This is a genomic window from Wolbachia endosymbiont of Rhagoletis indifferens, assembly GCF_048537595.1.
Lineage (GTDB): Bacteria > Pseudomonadota > Alphaproteobacteria > Rickettsiales > Anaplasmataceae > Wolbachia.
The window spans coordinates 900,200-917,468 of record NZ_CP175923.1; the positions used below are offsets into that span (position 1 = coordinate 900,200).

Here is a 17,269-nt window from a genome sequence, read left to right on the forward strand (position 1 = left end):
CAACTGGCTCATGAATAAGGTATATGAAAAAAATTACACCACAAATGATAAGTACATTTATGATTTTGCCCTTATTCATCTTTATCTTGAGCTTCACTTTTTTTACAAGATCCATTTTGTTTATGTTTTTATTTCATGTTGACAATTATATCTTAAATATCATAATTTTCAGTAAAATTTGACTTCAGAAGTACCCTATTAACTCAATATTAACCTTTCTACATGTAAAATAGTTAATATAACATTGAGGTAGGCTGATGAACATAAGCACAATAGATAATACACTGCAAAATTACATAACAAAATACATCGAACAAACATTCGCTACACACGTGCTAGGCAATAGATACGACAAATTGTATAGGAAACTTCTAAGTGGTATAGAAGAGATAATAAAACTCACTATAAACGAAGCAAAACATTATGACAAAAGTTTGGAAAATCTATATAACGATTCAAGATTTAATAAGAAATTTATTCAAGCTGTTGCTAAACATCAGGTGTCGGAATTTTTAAATACTCACCCGAAAAGAAAAGAAATTGTTGCAGAATTTTACAATGAACATCACATTAACGAAAGTGATTTAAAGACTCTGGAAAAGGGGAAAGATTTAGTAAATAAAATAAATAATATTAACCTACTGCAACGAAGTGAAAAAAATGAGGAATTCAATATTAGAAAGACACTTGCTCAATCAATAAAAATGCCTTCCATAGAAAAACACAAGTTAGAACATTCAAAATAACCTTAGCGAAGTATGGCAAAATATACAACTTATGGATAGTCTATTTCATTTTAACTCCTGGCACGCTTTAGTAATACTATCACATCCAATTTCTAATTGTTCCTGAGAAGTTGCATAAGAAATTCTGATAAAATTTTCTAGACCAAATGCAATTCCTGGAATTACAGCAACTAAATGATCTTCCAACAAGTATTCGGTAAAATCTAAATCATTATTTATTATCTTACCACTTTTTGTGCTTTTATTGAGCAATCCTTCACATGAGACAAATAAATAAAACGCACCTTGTGGAACAGATGCTGATAATCCCGGAGCAGAATTTAGCTTTTCCACCATAAAATCTCTACGACTCTTAAAAATCCTTGTTCTTTCTTTCAAAAAACTATGGTCACCGTTTAATGCTTCAACTGCTGCTGCTTGTGCTATCGAATTTGGATTAGAAGTGCTCTGAGACTGCAGCGTAGAGATAGCTTTTACCACATCACTCCTACCTGCAATATACCCTATCCTCCAGCCTGTCATTGCATAAGCTTTTGACACTCCATTGACCACAAAAACTCTGTCATAAAGCTTCGACTCAACCTGAGCGATAGTAAAAAATTTTCCGTCGTATATTATATGCTCATAAATATCATCTGTAACAATATTCACATGTGGATATTCAAGCAATATCTGTGATATATCTTTCAATTCGTCATACGTATACACAGCTCCTGCTGGATTATTTGGCGAGTTAAGAATTAACCATTTAGTCTTTTTAGTTATTTTGTTTTTCAATAATTCCGGTGTCAGTTTAAAATTTTGTTTGCACTCTACCACAACTGGCAGGCCGCCAAAAAGGTTTATCATATCAACATATGAAACCCAATAAGGAGCTGGAATAACAACTTCATCTCCAGAGTTAATTGTTGCCATGAACAAATTGAATAACACCTGCTTAGCACCTGTACCAACACAGATTTGGTTAAGCGTGTACTCGAGGTTATTATCCTTTCTTAACTTATTAATTATTGCTTCTTTCAGCTCACGCGTTCCATCAACAGTAGTATATTTAGTTTTACCTTCACTTATTGCTTGAATAGCTGCTTTTTTTATATGATCTGGAGTATCAAAATCTGGTTCTCCTGCAGCTAAAATACAGATCTTTTTTCCTTCATTTTTCAACTTATTTGCCTTATCAGTTACAGCAATCGTAGGTGATGGTTTTATTAGGGACATTCTTTTTGCAAGGTCTGACATATCTTACTGAAGCTAAATTCAAATGATAAACCCCGTACAACAAAAAAGCTAGGAATTTTGTGTATTGTATTAGTAGCTTTTTACCAGGTTTACCAACGCAGCAATATTTTCAACTGGAGTATCAGGGAGTACTCCATGTCCGAGATTAAATATGAAGGGTAAATCTCTAAAGCAATCTATTATACGTTTTGCTTCTTTGATTGCTTCCGTTTTATTATAGGCTAAAAGATTAGGATCAAGGTTTCCTTGTAGAGGGATTTTTAGATTCGCTTTTGCCCATTCTATTGGAACATTATAATCTATACTTACTGCAGATACACCTGTTTGTTCGCAGTAATCCTTATAAAGATTTCCAGCAGACCTTGGAAATCCTATTATTGGAAAATCAGAAAATCTATCCTTTATTGCCAAGATAATTCTCTTTGTTGGTTCGATAACATATTCTTTAAACAATGGTTCCGATAATGCACCAGCATTACTGTCAAATAGCTGAATAACATCTGCTCCAAATTCTATCTGTTTAATTAGATAAATAATCGTTGCTTCCGTTATTCGTTCAATTATTGCCTTCAAATACGAAGGATAAAAATTTAATACTTTGGAAAAAGTTTTGCTACTCCCACCTTCTATGATGTATGAGGCTACTGTCCATGGTCCACCAGCAAATCCTATGAGAGATTTTTCTTTTGGTAATTGGCTTCTGACTTTTTTTATAGCGTTTAGAATTGGTAAGGTTTTAGTTTCAATGTCTTGTGGACTTTTCAATTCTTTAGGATTTTCTATAGGTTTTATTCTTGGGCCCACATTGCGCAGGAAATTCACGTCACAACCCAAAACATCAGCTATTACTAAAATGTCTGAAAAAATTATCGCCGCATCCACGTCAAATCTTGTCACCGGCTGTAATGTCAATTCTGTCACTAAATCTGTGTTGTAGCATATCTCCATAAAATTATTCATATTCTCTACTGCTTTGCGGTACTCAGGAAGAGACCTGCCAGCCTGACGCATTAGCCAAATAGGCACTCTTTCACTTGGCTCATTTCGTTTGATAACTTCTACTATTGTTGTTTTACTGCTTTCCAATCTATTTTATCTATTCTTCTATATATTAAAGTATAGTAGTAATAATAGTCCTATCAACAACTTGTTACTAACTTAAAATTCGGTAAAAATTGGTGTTGTTCAATTTGTGGATAAATATGTTAACAACTTCTGTATGCTATTGATTTTCTGTTATGATTTATGTGTATAAGTAAGATGTTCAGAGTGTTAGTAATTTTCTTTTATGGAAAAAATTTTACCATCATGCATTGTTACATAACTATGTATATGTTGTTGAAAAAGTTGTTGATCAATTGTTGGTATTTTATATCAACAAATAATTCACAAATTAATTTGACATTATTCACATGCTTATTAAACATTTAATAACAGTTTTCTTGATAAATCTAATCTGAAAACGTTTTTGCCATTACAGAGAATAAATTGAGTAAAAAAAGAACCTTAGTAGAAAAAATAGCATATAGAATTTTTCTCTTCCTTTTCAAAAAAGCTTCTGTGTTGAAAAAGTGTGCGACTGAGGCATTAATGAAAGATCTGCCAGACCTTAATATATTTAATGGTCTATTAAAATTCCGCGATTGTGGTATAATGGATATAATGACTCCACGTACAGAGATATGCGCAGTAGACATTGAATCAAGCGAGCGTGAAATAATAAAGAAGATAAAAAACACTTGCCACACTAAAATACCAATTTATAGAAATAACTTTGATAACGTAATAGGCTTTTTTTATGTAAAAGATGTTATTTTTAATAGGGATAAAAATTTTAATCTGAGAAATATTATACAAAGCGTAATATTTGTTCCGCCCTCGATGAAGACAACTAATCTTTTTGTTAGGATGAACTCTTCTAAATCATGCTTAGCTATCGTATTGGATGAATATGGTGGAACTGATGGTTTAATTTCAATGACCGATCTTATAAAGGAGCTAATACCAAACATTGATAGTGAAAACGAAGTAAATTCAGAATATACCATTACTGAATTGTCTCAAAATAAGTTTGAAGTGTCAGCAAGGGCTCTTATAAAAGATATAGAAGAGGATCTAAAAATAGAATTACGTGACCCTGAAGAAGACTATGTTACACTTGGTGGTTTGATTCTTTCGATTGCTGGTAAAGTGCCTTCTGTAGATGAAGTCATTAAATATAAAAATGGTATGAAGTTTATCATCAAAGATGCAAATGAGCGCTACATTAATAAAATAGTACTAGACTTAAGTAATTACGAAAATTAGATTTGGTACCCCTTGTCGGGGAATGTCTTGCCTTGAAACGAAGAAAAAGTTGTAATAACCAAATATGCAACTCAAGTTATAGTTAAACCTATCTCCAGCAAATTATTTTCGCAAGTACAATGCATTTCAGTGTTATAGTACTCTAATAATAAAGAGGTCATATAGATATTAATATCTTTTGTATTTAAATTAGTGTCATTTTTTTTGATTAATTTGTCTATTAATGATTTGCTTATTGGTTTGTGTTCATTTAGAATTTTTATAGTTAATAGCATTTTATCTTCTGTTTGACTCAGTAAAACAGACACTAGTTCAACTTCCGCCACTGCACTGGCTATAGTTAGCACCATATTAGAAATTATCTTATTTATCTTTTCAATTAAATCTTCCTTATTTTCTGCAGAGTATGCGTCTATTTTCCACGTAAGCTTTACTTTTTTTTTAATAAATAATTTTCGATATTAGATTTGGTCTGATCAAAGCTATAATTATCCATTGAAGAAGAATATGCCTGCTTCATAACTTTATATTTATATATTAAATCATCGGAGCTTTCTTTAAGCAACGACAACGCTTCCTTCTGCGCATCAGCATCGTTCTTATCTATTACTTCAAGCTCTTCCAAGCCAAACATTATTCCATTCATAGAGTTAGCAAAGTCATGAAGCAGCTGTCCTGATAGCAGTTCCGTTATTAACAGTATGTTTTTGGTATTTTTGTTCATTGGATAATTATAAATGATTTAAGTTACCCTATATTGGTAAGCATATAATAGTCAATTAAGAGAAAGTTTCGTTGCACTTTTTATATCAAGGCATTAATATAGTATTAACAATTTTAAAATTTATAGAAGGATTATGAATACTTATGTCAGATCAGGAATAGATCTTGAACTATATAATAAGTTAATAAAAGAAGTCAAGCCTATTGCTCAAGAAACTACTAGAGAAGAAGTAATCAGCGAAATAGGTTCATTTTCTGCGTTGTTTGATTTTGCTGCACTAAGTAAGAAATATGACCATCCAGTACTCGTTTCCTCAACTGATGGAGTAGGTACGAAACTTTTGATAGCTCAAGAAGTGAATAGGCATGATACTATAGGTATAGATTTAGTTGCAATGTGTGTAAATGACTTACTTGCACAAGGAGCAACGCCTTTATTTTTCCTTGATTACTTTGCAACAGGCGTTTTGAGCAAAGACGTTTTATTATCTGTGGTCCAGGGCATTGCAAAGGGGTGCAAGCAAGCTAAAATAGCATTGGTTGGTGGAGAAACTGCAGAAATGCCTGGAATGTATGGTAATAATCACTATGACCTTGCAGGGTTTGTGGTTGGTGTAGTTGATCGAAAGCAAATTCTTCCAAACTGTAGCATGATGAAAGCAGGTGATTATATAGTTGGCTTAGAGTCAAGTGGAATTCACTCAAATGGGTTTTCTTTGGTGCGCCATATTTTCAAAAGCTTAGGTATAAATTATAACGATACATCTCTATGGAATAATAAATCTTGGAGTGAAATACTACTTGAACCAACAAAAATATATGTTGATTCTTTGTTGCCTATTATGCCAAAGGTAAAAGGCATTGCACATATAACAGGTGGTGGCTTGATAGATAATATTCCGCGGATTCTTCCAAAAAACTTATTTGCAAACATAGACATTAATTCCTGGAAATGGCCAGATATATTTTTATGGCTAACAAAGGAGGGTAAAATAGAGAAGAAAGAAATGCTAAAAACATTTAATTGTGGTATTGGCATGGTATTGATCGTAGGTCCTGAGAATATGCAAAACGTGAAAAATCATTTCCAAAAACGTGGAGAAAAAATTGAAATTATTGGAAAACTTGATGAGGCATGTAACCCTCCACTTGATAGAGTAGTATTTAGTTAATCTAACTTTACTGACAGTCTTTTTGCAACTTCTAGGTACGCTTCCTTTAAATCTTCTAAATTCAAACGAAAGACGTCTTTATCTAGCTTTTTATAAGTATTTTTATCCCATAACCTGCAGTTATCAGGGCTGATTTCATCGGCTAAAATGATTTTAGTACTGTCATTTATTAATCTGCCAAATTCTAACTTGAGATCAACTAAATATATACTTGCATTTGAAAATAGGTGGACTAAGATTTCGTTGATTTTTAAAGTTGTAGTTTTAACTTCATCCATTTCTTTGCTAGATAGCCAATCAAAATACAGTATGTGATTTTCATTCACCATTGGGTCGGCTAGGTCATCATTTTTGTAAAAAAACTCGATTATAGGAGATGTAAGTGCCTCACCTTCTTTGATATTAAAACGTTTGCAAAAGCTGCCAGCTGCAACATTTCTAACTACCACCTCAAGAGGTATTATCTTGAGCTTTTTGACTAGCTGTTCTCTTTCGTTTAGAGTTTTTATAAAGTGCGTGCTAGTTCCTGCTTTCTCAAGTTTTTCCATGATAAAAGCACTAACATGATTATTAATTATTCCTTTGCCCTCAATAATTTCATATTTTTCCTTATTGAATGCTGTAACATCATCTTTAAAGTGCTGTATAACAGTTAATGGGTCTTCAGTTTCAATAATGGCTTTCGCTTTACCTTCGTATATCGTTTTATTCAGTGACATGCTTAATTTAACTATATATTATATCAATTTACTGTTTTTAGAGTATAGCCCCAAATAACTTAAAATAAACCTTAATGGCATTCAATGTTACAATATTAACCATATTTCCAGAAATGTTCCCTGGGTTTTTGAACTATTCTCTTGCCGGAAAAGCGTTAGAAAAAAAAATATGGAACCTTGAAGTAGTAAATATTCGTTCTTTTGCTAAAGATAAACATTCAACGATAGACGATGTTCCATATGGAGGTGGAGCAGGAATGGTTATGCGCCCTGATGTAATTGGTAGTGCAGTAGATAGTATGCTCTCTGTTCATAAAAACACTAAGTTTATTTACATGACTCCATCTGGCGCAAAGTTTAATCAGAATATTGCTAGAGAATTATTAGAGTTTCCTCATATAACAATATTGTGTGGTCGATTTGAAGGTATTGACCAAAGGATAATTGATGCGTATACTCCTTATGAGTTAAGTATCGGAGATTATATACTTTCAGGAGGTGAGCCAGCTGCGATGGTGGTTCTTGATGCATGCATTAGGCTTCTTCCAGGTGTAGTAAATAATTCCGATAGTATTACTGAAGAAAGTTTTAATTATGGTGGTGGTATGCTTGAATATCCTCAATATACTAGACCTGAGCAGTGGAAAGGATATAAAGTACCTGAGGTTCTGTTATCTGGCAATCACAAAAAAATAAGTGATTGGAGGCAGAAACAGTCTCAAGTTGTAACAAAAAAGCGTCGGCCTGAATTATTAGATGGAGAGATAAATGACAAATTTACTTGAAAAGTTCAATAAGCAACAAATGCAAATGTTAGCTAAAGAAGTACCAGAATTTCGTCCTGGCGATGATCTGAAGATTACTTTCAAGGTAGTTGATGGTGCAAGTGAGCGTATACAGATATTTGAAGGTGTATGTATATCAAAAAGGAACCGCGGGTTACATTCTTCTTTTGCGGTCAGAAAAGTAAGTCATGGAGAAAGTATAGTGTCTCAATTTTTTGTTTATTCTCCTGCACTGGTTTCAGTGCAAGTGACAAGAAAAGGAAAGGTTCGTAGAGCAAAACTGTATTATCTGTGCAAGCTGTTTGGAAAAGCTGCAAGGATCAAAGAACGTACCACTTATGTTAAAAAGAAATCTAAGTAGGTACAACAGAGAATGATATCAATGGTGTCATCCAAATGTATTTTTTCACTGTCATCTAAGTAGCTGACACTGAGATGACACCTTTGTGTTTGAGGCAAAAGTGGCTATAACATTTAACATACTACCTTCGCAAATAAATGTCCATACGGCTGTGTGTCAACTACTTGGATGACAAAAGAAAAGTAAATGAGTATAAAGAAAAAATTCCTTAAATTACTTCAGTCAAGGCGTGTGCACGCTCGTATAAAAAGGAAAAATAAAAAGAACAGAGCATTACGCTTTTGCTCTTTCACGGCACTAGTTATCTCACTTGGCTGTCCTATATGTATATTGTTAAGTATATTAGTTAATTCCTATAGCGCCTTAACAGTAACGAAAATTTTATTGCCAGTTGAAATAAATGCTGATCTTACTTTGGCGAGTAGTCCTAGTGATTTGCGGTATAAGTCCATTGGCTTACTCAACGATTCTTTACGTAAGGTGTTTAAAGGAACTGATTTTAAAGACAGTGACGAAATTTTAAGTCGTAATTCTTACAAAGAACTAGAGAAATTTTTTCGTAAGAAAGTAAAAGATAGTGGTGAATATGAGATCTGGTTTACCGCGTCAAGTATAATTAATTCAATAAATAAAGATAAACATTTGAATGATCATTATGCTAAATTACTTGATTGGCTAAAAGAAAAGAGGAGAGTGAAAAAATTTTTTAATAAGTCTTTATTCCTTAAATCTGACTCTCGTGAACCTGAAAATGCAGGGATTTTAGGAGCGTTTATCGGCTCATTGATGACAATTATAGTGTGCCTAGCATTAGCATTACCAATAGGAATTATGTCGGGCATCTGTCTTTACGAATTTATGCCTAAAAATAGGCTAATGACTAATATTGTAGAAATTAGCATAAATAATCTTGCTGCAGTGCCTTCAATAATATTTGGTGTAGTAGGCTTAACTCTCTATCTTGGCATATTTGGGCTACCACGCTCTTCACCACTTGTTGGTGGAATGACTCTTTCATTTATGATGTTACCTAATATTATAATTGCAACAAAAAATGCCTTTGCGAATGTTCCTATTACGATAAAAGATGCAGCGTTTGCGCTCGGTGCACCTCACATCAAGGTGATATTAGATCACTCTCTGCCGATTGCATTACCAAGAATAATACATGGTACTGTGCTTGCAATTGCAAGGATTTTAGGTGAATCTTCCCCTTTACTTATGATAGGTATGGTAGCATTTATTGCTGATACACCTATGTCCTTCTTCGATCCGGCAACTGTTCTACCTGTGCAAATATACATATGGTCAAGCAGTCCTGAAATTGCATTTGTTGAACTTGCTGCTATCGCAATTATAGCTTTATTATTGGTGTTATTTGCGTTAAATTTAGTAGCAAATTTTGTAAAAAAGAAATTCGAATTTTTTAATTTTTAGCAATTCATGAAAATCACAGTCCTATCTGGTTATGGCTTAAATTGCGAAAAAGAAACTGCATTTGCATTTATGGAATGCAGCAGAAAACTTGGTATTGGTAATATTGAAGTAAAAATCGTTCACATTAACGATATCATAGATAATCCAGGTGAACTGAAATTAAGCAATATACTTGCAATTCCAGGGGGTTTTTCCTATGGTGATGACACTGGTGCTGGTAATGCGTTTGCTTTACGTATTAAAAACAACTTGTTGGATGAGTTTCAAGAGTTTTTATCTCAGGACAAGCTGATTATAGGAATATGTAATGGTTGTCAGATATTAGTAAAGTTAATTCCAGAATTCTCTAGTCTAGCTTTAATCCATAATGATATAGGCAATTATCAATGCCGTTGGATTAGAGTGAGAGTTAATTCAAAGAGTAATTCTGTTTGGCTACGGGGCCTGAGTGAACTATATCTCCCTATTGCTCATGGGGAAGGCAAATTTTTTATGGATCAAGATATTTTGAACCAATTGATTGAGAGCAATTCCACCGCATTACGTTACATTGATGAAAATGGCAACTATGCTAACCTACAAGTTCCTTACAATCCGAACGGATCTACATACGATCTGGCAGCTTTATCAGATAAAAGTGGGAGAGTATTGGCTTTAATGCCCCATCCAGAAAGGGGAATATTTTTTACTCAGCAAGATAATTGGCCTCTTGAAAAAGAAAAATGTAAACGTTTAGGAAGTGCTATACCAAAATATGGCGATGGAATGCTTATATTTGAAAATGCACTAAAGTATTTTTGTTAAAATTTATTGATAGGGATTTATGGTCGAAATTATCCCCTGATATTGCAAAAAACTTGCTTGACAAGCCTTGCCAGCCCTCTTATCATGAAACTGAAGCTATTGTATTTGCTTTCGCCAATCTGCAGATTAAAAGGTAAGGATTACTTAATGTATCGGCGTCTTATGTTCAATTTTTTGCAGTATATAGATACTGTATGTCTTTACAAAACTTCATCTACATCTAGATTTTTATCTAAATAAGCTGAACGCGCTTATAAAGCGTTACAAGACATCAAAAAATGCCAATACTCGACAGAGATAGTAAAAGACTAGCTAACTCGGGGATTCTTTGTCTTTTTTTCTGCTTGGTAAATTTCTTAAACATTTGCAGCGTAGGTTAGTTGCAATTAAAAGCAGCTGAATCTCGCTTGTCAAGCGTTTAAAACATAAAAAACGCCAATATTTTAAAGCGGATAATAACCACGGGGCTTCTTTTGCCTTTTTTTTCATTTGGTAAATTTCTTAACGTTTGTAGCTAACATGAAGCTAAGTACGAACTTTGTTAAACACAACAAATGGTGTCATCCCAGTGCTTGACACTGGGATGACACCGAAGGAGCTACTGGGATGACAGGGGAAGCTGACAACCGTCATCCCGCTGCTTGTTAGCGGGATCTAGAGATACCGCGGCGGTATGACGTAGATTGCTGTCATTCCAGTGCTTGGCACTGGAATCCAGCCTTTATTATGCAGCCACTTGGTTGAAATTAAGTCTTCTGGATCCCAGTGGGCTTTGTTGCATCGCTAGCTATGATGGATTAAAGATAAAAAAGATGGAGAATATCAGTAGCTTATTATTCTGGTATTTATAACAAGAACGGTCAGTGAATACCTAAATTTGAGTAAAAGAAATTTCACTACCACTCACTAATCCGGCTAAAATTCAAGAATTTCAATGCTTTAGCTATTTTCAATAGAATTAAGTTTATTAATATAAATAATAAATTACTATTCTTAAATTTGATCAGATTGATTGCAAAAAAACAAGATTTTCAATAGGTTGCTTATAATCCTAGCTATAGTTAGCCTTTCATAAGTAGCGATGCAACAAAGCCATCCCAGTGTCAAGCACTGGGATGACATCTTTCAACATTATATCATGAACTTTCTAAAATTCATTGAGTTATGCTTTCAAACGGTGGTGCCGGGGTGTGAGTATAATGATTATCAGTACATAAAAGTCATAGCAGACAGGCTAGAAGCAGTGAGCGTTGGTGAAGTGAGGCGAATAATATTCAATATGCCTCCGCGTTCAATGAAGTCCCTGTGCGCTAGTGTTGCATGGCCCGCATGGATACTGGGAAATCAGCCAACCGCGAGGATAATAGTTGCAAGTTACTCTCGGCTGCTCAGCGAAAAGCACTCGCTTGATACAAGGTGCGTAATGCAATCTGGTTGGTATAAAAAGCTATTTCCAGAGGTAGAACTATCCAAAGATCAGAATACCAAATACAAATTCCAAACAGTGCAAAGAGGATACAGAATCGCAACATCAGTTGGAGGAACATTAACCGGTGAAGGTGGTGATTTCATCATCGTGGACGATCCGCTCAGTTCTGCTCAAGCTTTGAGTGAAATGTTTAGAAAGCGCGCTATAAACTGGTTTGATCAGACTCTAGTAACCAGGCTTAACGACAGAAAAAAAGGAGTAATCGTTCTTGTGATGCACAGGCTACATCAGGAAGATTTGACCGGACACCTTCTCTCCAAGCCAAAAAACATATGGCATCATATTTGTTTGCCAATGATTTCTGAAAATAAGCAGGTTATTTATTCAATCAAAAAGCCAATGCCTCCTGTTCCTGTCATCCGAGTAGCTCAGCACTGTGCGACCAGGCGGTTGTATAATAAACCAGCGTCACCTGTAAGGATATTATATTCAAGAGAAGAAGGTCAGTTGCTATATCCCCTCGATGGAGGAAAAGAAGAAGTTGAGATGATAAAGGCTGAACTTGGGAGTTATGCTTTTGCTGCACAATATCAACAAAATCCTCTGCCACTTTCAAGTGGTATAATTAAACGAGAGTGGCTGAAGCGCTATAGAAATTTTCCTGATAGTCTCTCGCATGTAACTCAAAGCTGGGACACTGCAGTTTCAACAAGCAACACTAGCAACTTTAGCGTCTGCACCACCTGGACAAAAGTGGGCAATAAATTCTATTTACTCGATGTATATCGCGCAAAGCTTGAGTATCCAAAGCTTAAAGAGCAAGTTCTATCACTAGCTGCAAGATGGACGCCACACGCAATTTTAATCGAAGCAAAAACAAGTGGTCAGCAATTGGTGCAAGAGCTAAAGACAAACAGTGATTTACCAATTATCGAAATAGTACCACATGATGACAAACTCACTCGATTTTATCAAATTGTTCCGATTATAGAGTCTGGCAAGGTTTTTCTGCCGCACCAAGCAGTATGGCTGAACGATTTTGAGTATGAGATTTTAATGTTTCCTGAAACTCGACACGATGATCAAGTGGATAGTACCGTGCAATATTTGCAGTGGGTGAGAGATAGTAGCTCTAGGGTCGCAGCTTTACGGGCATTGTGATTTGAGTCTACCAGATCCAAGTAGTCAGCTACTTGCATGACACCCTGACAACCGTCATCCCGCTACGTGTTAGCGGGATCTATGCTAAAAGATACCACGGCGGTATGACGTAGGACTGCTGCTTGTTAGCTGATGAGATACCGCGAATGAATCGCGGTATGACGGTTCGCGGCGGCATGACGATAAGGTTTATACCTTGTCATTCCAGCGCGTGACGCTGGAATCCAGCCTTTATTATGCAGCCTGCTTGGTTAAAATTAAGTCTTCTGGATCCAAGTAGTCAGGGCACTGGGATGACAATTACCTTAACAATTTCAAAAGAAGCCTAGTGAGCTATCAGCTATGTGTAGCTAACATTCTGCACGTCCATAAAAAACAAACCTTCTTTTTCGTCTTGAACGCTAATAATAGCGTGAGTGTTAAGAGGTAAAGGGTCATTTGTATGTCTATGGCCTACCCCTTTCATTGTAAATACAGGAAAGTTAACACTTTTTGCAAACCTTTCTTTTACAACTTCAACAAGATTATCATTATAACAGTTAACGAAATCCCCAAAGATTACTGCATGTACTCCATCAAAGATGTGGGCTTGCTTTAAGTGATCTAAACTGCGCTCTATTGCGTATGGGTAGACTCTTATGTCCTCTAAAAATAGAATTTTACCTTTCGCATTTATTTGCCAAGCAGTTCCTATACTGTTTTCAACTAAAGTCATATTACCACCGATGATTTTAGACTCTAATCTGCCATCTTTTAGTCTAATGCCATTATTTATCATTTTTAGGTTATCAAATCTGATAGAATCCCGCTTGTTAAGAATTAACTCTTTCAATTTTTCAACAGAGCTTTCAGAAACGGAGTTATTTACTATCATTTCCAACATGGTACCATGAAGAGTTTGCCAATCATATTTGACTTGTAGATAGATGTGCAAGGCAGTTATATCGCTATAGCCTATGAGGATTTTTTTGTTTTGAGCAATCCTTTCTTTTTTATCATTGGGTAACTTTTCTAGATAGGGAATTAACCGAGAAGCCCCTTCTCCTCCTCTGATACACCAAATTATTTTACTATCATTAGTTAGTGCATTAATCAAATCATTTGCTCTGAATTCATCAGAGTTGGAATAAAATGGATTATCATTACTATATATTTTCTCCGAAATATGGGGATTAAAGTCCAAAGCTTCTACATACCCTTTTATGGTAGTCAGATCTGATTCTTTTCCTTTCGAAGAAGGAGCAATAATATCAACTTGGTCGATTGCATGAATACCTGTGTTAGCACCATAGCTGTACGAACATTCATTTTTGAAGGTAAATTGCACAGCAAATGGTGTCATTCTAGTGCTTGACACTGGAATCCAGAAATTTTGCTTATAACTGAGCTGATGAGCTAAAGGTAGTTGTCTTACGCTAAAACAAACGTTTTTAATTAAGTTGCATAGAAGCTGGATCCCAGTGTCTGGGCACTGGGATGACACCCCACTGGTGGGAATTGCTCCCAAACTACAACGTTCGTACAGTTGTGTGTTAGCACATAAAGTGAGAATGAAATATAAAAGATAAACAATCATTAAAATATCTTATAAAACTCTTTTTTTAGTATATCATCCAATTCAGAGAGTGGAACTTTCACTCCTAGTTCTTCCATTGACGTGACGCCATAATCTTGCAGTCCACAAGGAATAATACCCTTATAATGAGAGAGGTCTGGAAAGACGTTAAGCGCTATGCCATGATAAGTTACCCATTTTCTTAAACGGATACCAAAAGCTGCAATTTTTTTTTCTACTCCGTTATGGTTTACCCAAATACCTATTCTATCCTCTTTAAATTCTCCAAGTATATTAAATTGCTTTAAAACATTTATTATCCACTTACTTAGGTCTCTAATATATAGCTTTATGTCGCATTTATTTCTTTTTTTAAGGTTTAACATTAAATATATGATGCGCTGTCCTGGACCATGATATGTGTGTTTACCACCCCTTCCTGTTTTATATATAGGAAATAGTTTTTCAACAATATCATCATCTGTTGCACTGATTCCTGCAGTATAAAGTGGAGGGTGCTGGAGTAGCCATACTAATTCGTCTGCTGAATTATTGTAAATTTGTTGAATTTTTTCTTCCATAGATTTTACGGCACAGTTATAATCAATAAGCTGATTAGATATTAGCCATTCTGTCATATTCTATTTCTTTTTTTTTAGTATAGCAGTTCGTTTTTTCCTGTTATTCCAGTGTGTGACACTGAGCGCAGCCTTTCTTATTCCTAATATACTTAATACTAACTTCTGTGCTATTTCTCCTTAACAAACATAGTACATGACAAATGTTTAATTGTTTGTCAACACAGGTCCTCTTTACGTATAGGCAACTTTTTTTATTGAAAAATTCAGAAAAATGTTGTATAATTATTAGTAGATTTTAGGTAAAATATATGGCAAACTCAAAATTTAGCATAACTTTCAACAACGAAATTTCAGAGTGTCTTGCTGGACTGGCTAAAATAAGAAATAAGTCCATTAAAGAACTAACAGAGAAGCTAATACAAGAAGCAATTGAAAATGAGGAAGATAAAATACTAATTGAGCGTGCTGCTAAACGTAATGTTTCAGGTGTAAAGAAAATTAGAAGTGAGGATGTAGACTGGAATACAATATTATCTTCATAGAAAGCGTTCTTGAGAAAGACCTTCCAGCTCTTCCAAAAACAATAAGATTAAGGATCATAAATGCGATAAATAAGCGCCTTACAATTGATCCCATTAACCTTGGTGAGCCATTATATTACAGATTTAAAGGACAAAGAAGATTAAGGGTAGGTGATTATCGCGTTATCTATTCCGTAAATATTATAAAATATGAAGTGGTTATCACAGAGATAGGACACAGAAAAGATATTTATAAGTAAGTACATCATATAAACATTAAATATATTTTTACTCCTTCCTGATTCATTTTCTACCTTAGGTGGCTTCGCTCAGCTCAAAAAAAAAGCTCATTCTTTTTGCTACCCCTTATTGTGCCTGCCATTTAACTACTGTGTAGAGATTGCTCTCAAACATAATGTTCGTACGTTAGTATATCCTTCCTGTGACACCAATTGATATAATTCTACCACAAATTCAATTTTTTAGGAGGCACATATGAATTTCAACATTTTTCAAAAAAAGAAAAGCAGTGAATACTCTGCTTTGCAACTAATGATGGAACCAAGTTGGAGTAAGCGTGATTATGTAAGTTTTGCTGAGGAAGGTTACATAAAAAATGTTATTGCCTTTCGAGCAATCAATATGATTGCAAGTGCTGCATCTTCGGTACCTCTTACTCTCTGCCGGCTTACTGATCAGGGGAAATCACAATTAAAAGTTCATCCATTACTGAAATTACTTTATTCTCCTAACCCAATGACATCAAAATCGGAATTTATTGAGGGAATTGTAACTTATCGGTTAGTTAACGGCAATTCTTATATATTGATGGTTGAATCGCAGAACAATAGAAAACCACCAACGGAGCTTTATCTTCTGCGCCCCGATAGGGTTGAAATTGTTCCAGGGAGAAATAACGTTCCTTATATCTATCGTTATGCCATAAATAACAATAGTTATGACTTTAAAGTTGATAAACTAACTGGATGTTCAGCAGTGTTGCACCTAAAGACCTTTAACCCTTTGAATGATTGGTATGGGTTATCACCAATTGAAGCAGCCGCGTACAGTATAGATCAACATAATCAGGCGGGTGCTTGGAATCAAGCGATGTTGCAAAATGGGGCAAGACCAAGTGGTGCAATAGTTGTGAAATCAGCGAAAGATGGAAGTGGTGGAAGTTTAAGTCAAGAGCAGTACCAACGCTTAAAAGAGCAAATAAATGATCATTATTCAGGTCCTGTCAATGCTGGAAGACCGATATTGCTTGAAGGAGGCTTGGAGTGGAAAGAAATGAGCTTATCGCCAAGGGATATGGATTTTATTGAGTCCAAACACAGTTCAGCCCGCGATATTGCCCTGGCTTTTGGTGTCCCGCCGCAGTTGCTTGGCATACCAGGTGATAACACTTATAGCAATTTAGTCGAAGCACGCTTATCCCTCTGGGAACAGACGGTTTTACCAACGCTAGAAAATATTATCTGTCACCTGAATTCTTGGCTGACACCAAGATTTGGTGAAGATCTGTGCTTGTCGTATGACAAAGATGCAATAGAAATTCTCATGGAAAAGAGACAAAAGTTGTGGAAATACGTAGAAAATGCAAGCTTCATGACGCTCAATGAAAAAAGAGAAGCATTTGGCTTGCCACCACTGCCAGGTGGTGATATATTGAATTGAAATTTTGATATTTATTACTAAGTATAGTAATATTGTTGATAGGTGTAAG

The 17,269-nt window shown here is 35.0% G+C and carries 20 protein-coding genes; 12 read left to right on the forward strand and 8 right to left on the reverse strand.

From position 1 onward, the window contains the following. Window positions 1–257 precede the first annotated feature (257 nt). A complete protein-coding gene (locus ACJZL1_RS04780; protein WP_265034839.1) occupies window positions 258–746 on the forward strand; it encodes a hypothetical protein in 489 nt (162 codons plus the stop codon). Between the two features lie 45 nt (window positions 747–791). Here ACJZL1_RS04780 and ACJZL1_RS04785 read toward each other — a convergent pair whose 3' ends face one another. Next, a complete protein-coding gene (locus tag ACJZL1_RS04785; RefSeq protein WP_419247075.1) occupies window positions 792–1,985 on the reverse strand; it encodes a pyridoxal phosphate-dependent aminotransferase in 1,194 nt (397 codons plus the stop codon). 69 nt (window positions 1,986–2,054) lie between these two features. After that, a complete protein-coding gene (gene hemE / locus ACJZL1_RS04790; protein ID WP_265026045.1) occupies window positions 2,055–3,071 on the reverse strand; it encodes a uroporphyrinogen decarboxylase in 1,017 nt (338 codons plus the stop codon). Window positions 3,072–3,473: 402 nt separating this feature from the next. On the opposite strand from hemE, the gene ACJZL1_RS04795 reads away from it, so the two are divergent. Then, on the forward strand, window positions 3,474–4,292 hold the full coding sequence (locus tag ACJZL1_RS04795) for a transporter associated domain-containing protein (RefSeq protein WP_265026044.1): 819 nt from the start codon (window positions 3,474–3,476) through the stop codon (window positions 4,290–4,292). Window positions 4,293–4,363: 71 nt separating this feature from the next. Here the strand turns inward: ACJZL1_RS04795 and ACJZL1_RS04800 are convergent, their stop codons facing one another. Both ACJZL1_RS04800 and ACJZL1_RS04805 read right to left on the reverse strand, forming a co-directional pair. Next, entirely contained in the window at window positions 4,364–4,642 is a 279-nt protein-coding gene (locus ACJZL1_RS04800; RefSeq protein ID WP_406830938.1) for a hypothetical protein, read from the reverse strand. An 80-nt stretch (window positions 4,643–4,722) separates the two neighbouring features. After that, on the reverse strand, window positions 4,723–5,016 hold the full coding sequence (locus ACJZL1_RS04805) for a hypothetical protein (protein ID WP_265026043.1): 294 nt from the start codon (window positions 5,014–5,016) through the stop codon (window positions 4,723–4,725). Window positions 5,017–5,149: 133 nt separating this feature from the next. Between ACJZL1_RS04805 and purM the strand changes: the two genes are divergently transcribed. Further along, complete coding sequence (gene purM / locus ACJZL1_RS04810; RefSeq protein WP_265034836.1) at window positions 5,150–6,187, forward strand: phosphoribosylformylglycinamidine cyclo-ligase; 1,038 nt, start codon at window positions 5,150–5,152, stop codon at window positions 6,185–6,187. On the opposite strand, the gene purC is transcribed toward purM, so the two are convergent. Next, on the reverse strand, window positions 6,184–6,906 hold the full coding sequence (gene purC / locus ACJZL1_RS04815; protein WP_265026041.1) for a phosphoribosylaminoimidazolesuccinocarboxamide synthase: 723 nt from the start codon (window positions 6,904–6,906) through the stop codon (window positions 6,184–6,186). The two genes, purM and purC, sit on opposite strands and share 4 nt — an antisense overlap. Window positions 6,907–6,980: 74 nt before the next feature. Between purC and trmD the strand changes: the two genes are divergently transcribed. The 5 genes from trmD to ACJZL1_RS04840 all read left to right on the forward strand — a co-directional run bounded on the left by trmD (window position 6,981) and on the right by ACJZL1_RS04840 (window position 11,144). Further along, window positions 6,981–7,691 (forward strand): tRNA (guanosine(37)-N1)-methyltransferase TrmD, encoded by a 711-nt coding sequence (trmD, locus tag ACJZL1_RS04820; protein ID WP_265026040.1) that lies wholly within the window; start codon window positions 6,981–6,983, stop codon window positions 7,689–7,691. Then, complete coding sequence (gene rplS / locus ACJZL1_RS04825) at window positions 7,675–8,052, forward strand: 50S ribosomal protein L19 (protein WP_265026039.1); 378 nt, start codon at window positions 7,675–7,677, stop codon at window positions 8,050–8,052. Before trmD ends, rplS begins: the two co-directional genes overlap by 17 nt. Before the next feature lie 186 nt (window positions 8,053–8,238). After that, complete coding sequence (gene pstA / locus ACJZL1_RS04830; protein WP_419247076.1) at window positions 8,239–9,489, forward strand: phosphate ABC transporter permease PstA; 1,251 nt, start codon at window positions 8,239–8,241, stop codon at window positions 9,487–9,489. A 6-nt stretch (window positions 9,490–9,495) separates the two neighbouring features. Then, window positions 9,496–10,293 (forward strand): phosphoribosylformylglycinamidine synthase subunit PurQ, encoded by a 798-nt coding sequence (locus tag ACJZL1_RS04835; protein ID WP_419247077.1) that lies wholly within the window; start codon window positions 9,496–9,498, stop codon window positions 10,291–10,293. Window positions 10,294–10,994: 701 nt separating this feature from the next. After that, complete coding sequence (locus ACJZL1_RS04840; RefSeq protein ID WP_419247078.1) at window positions 10,995–11,144, forward strand: hypothetical protein; 150 nt, start codon at window positions 10,995–10,997, stop codon at window positions 11,142–11,144. A 142-nt stretch (window positions 11,145–11,286) separates the two neighbouring features. Here the strand turns inward: ACJZL1_RS04840 and ACJZL1_RS04845 are convergent, their stop codons facing one another. After that, the gene (locus ACJZL1_RS04845; protein WP_264736214.1) at window positions 11,287–11,415 is read right to left on the reverse strand and encodes a hypothetical protein; all 129 of its coding nucleotides are present in this window, start codon (window positions 11,413–11,415) and stop codon (window positions 11,287–11,289) included. A gap of 16 nt (window positions 11,416–11,431) precedes the next feature. On the opposite strand from ACJZL1_RS04845, the gene terL reads away from it, so the two are divergent. After that, complete coding sequence (gene terL, locus ACJZL1_RS04850; RefSeq protein WP_419247079.1) at window positions 11,432–12,883, forward strand: phage terminase large subunit; 1,452 nt, start codon at window positions 11,432–11,434, stop codon at window positions 12,881–12,883. A 340-nt stretch (window positions 12,884–13,223) separates the two neighbouring features. On the opposite strand, the gene ACJZL1_RS04855 is transcribed toward terL, so the two are convergent. Both ACJZL1_RS04855 and lipB read right to left on the reverse strand, forming a co-directional pair. Next, window positions 13,224–14,225: an LD-carboxypeptidase gene (locus ACJZL1_RS04855; protein WP_265026663.1), complete on the reverse strand. Its 1,002-nt coding sequence runs from the start codon at window positions 14,223–14,225 to the stop codon at window positions 13,224–13,226. Between the two features lie 233 nt (window positions 14,226–14,458). Continuing rightward, window positions 14,459–15,076, reverse strand: coding sequence for a lipoyl(octanoyl) transferase LipB (lipB, locus tag ACJZL1_RS04860; RefSeq protein WP_419247080.1), 618 nt, complete (start codon window positions 15,074–15,076; stop codon window positions 14,459–14,461). A gap of 251 nt (window positions 15,077–15,327) precedes the next feature. Between lipB and ACJZL1_RS04865 the strand changes: the two genes are divergently transcribed. The 3 genes from ACJZL1_RS04865 to ACJZL1_RS04875 all read left to right on the forward strand — a co-directional run bounded on the left by ACJZL1_RS04865 (window position 15,328) and on the right by ACJZL1_RS04875 (window position 17,220). Next, window positions 15,328–15,561 carry a DUF6290 family protein gene (locus ACJZL1_RS04865; protein ID WP_010081986.1) on the forward strand — a complete coding sequence of 78 codons (234 nt, stop codon included), beginning with the start codon at window positions 15,328–15,330 and terminating at the stop codon, window positions 15,559–15,561. Continuing rightward, window positions 15,558–15,800, forward strand: coding sequence for a type II toxin-antitoxin system RelE family toxin (locus ACJZL1_RS04870; RefSeq protein WP_264688493.1), 243 nt, complete (start codon window positions 15,558–15,560; stop codon window positions 15,798–15,800). The genes ACJZL1_RS04865 and ACJZL1_RS04870 overlap by 4 nt, the downstream gene beginning before the upstream one ends. A 235-nt stretch (window positions 15,801–16,035) precedes the next feature. Further along, window positions 16,036–17,220 (forward strand): phage portal protein, encoded by a 1,185-nt coding sequence (locus ACJZL1_RS04875; protein WP_419247081.1) that lies wholly within the window; start codon window positions 16,036–16,038, stop codon window positions 17,218–17,220. Window positions 17,221–17,269 lie beyond the last annotated feature (49 nt).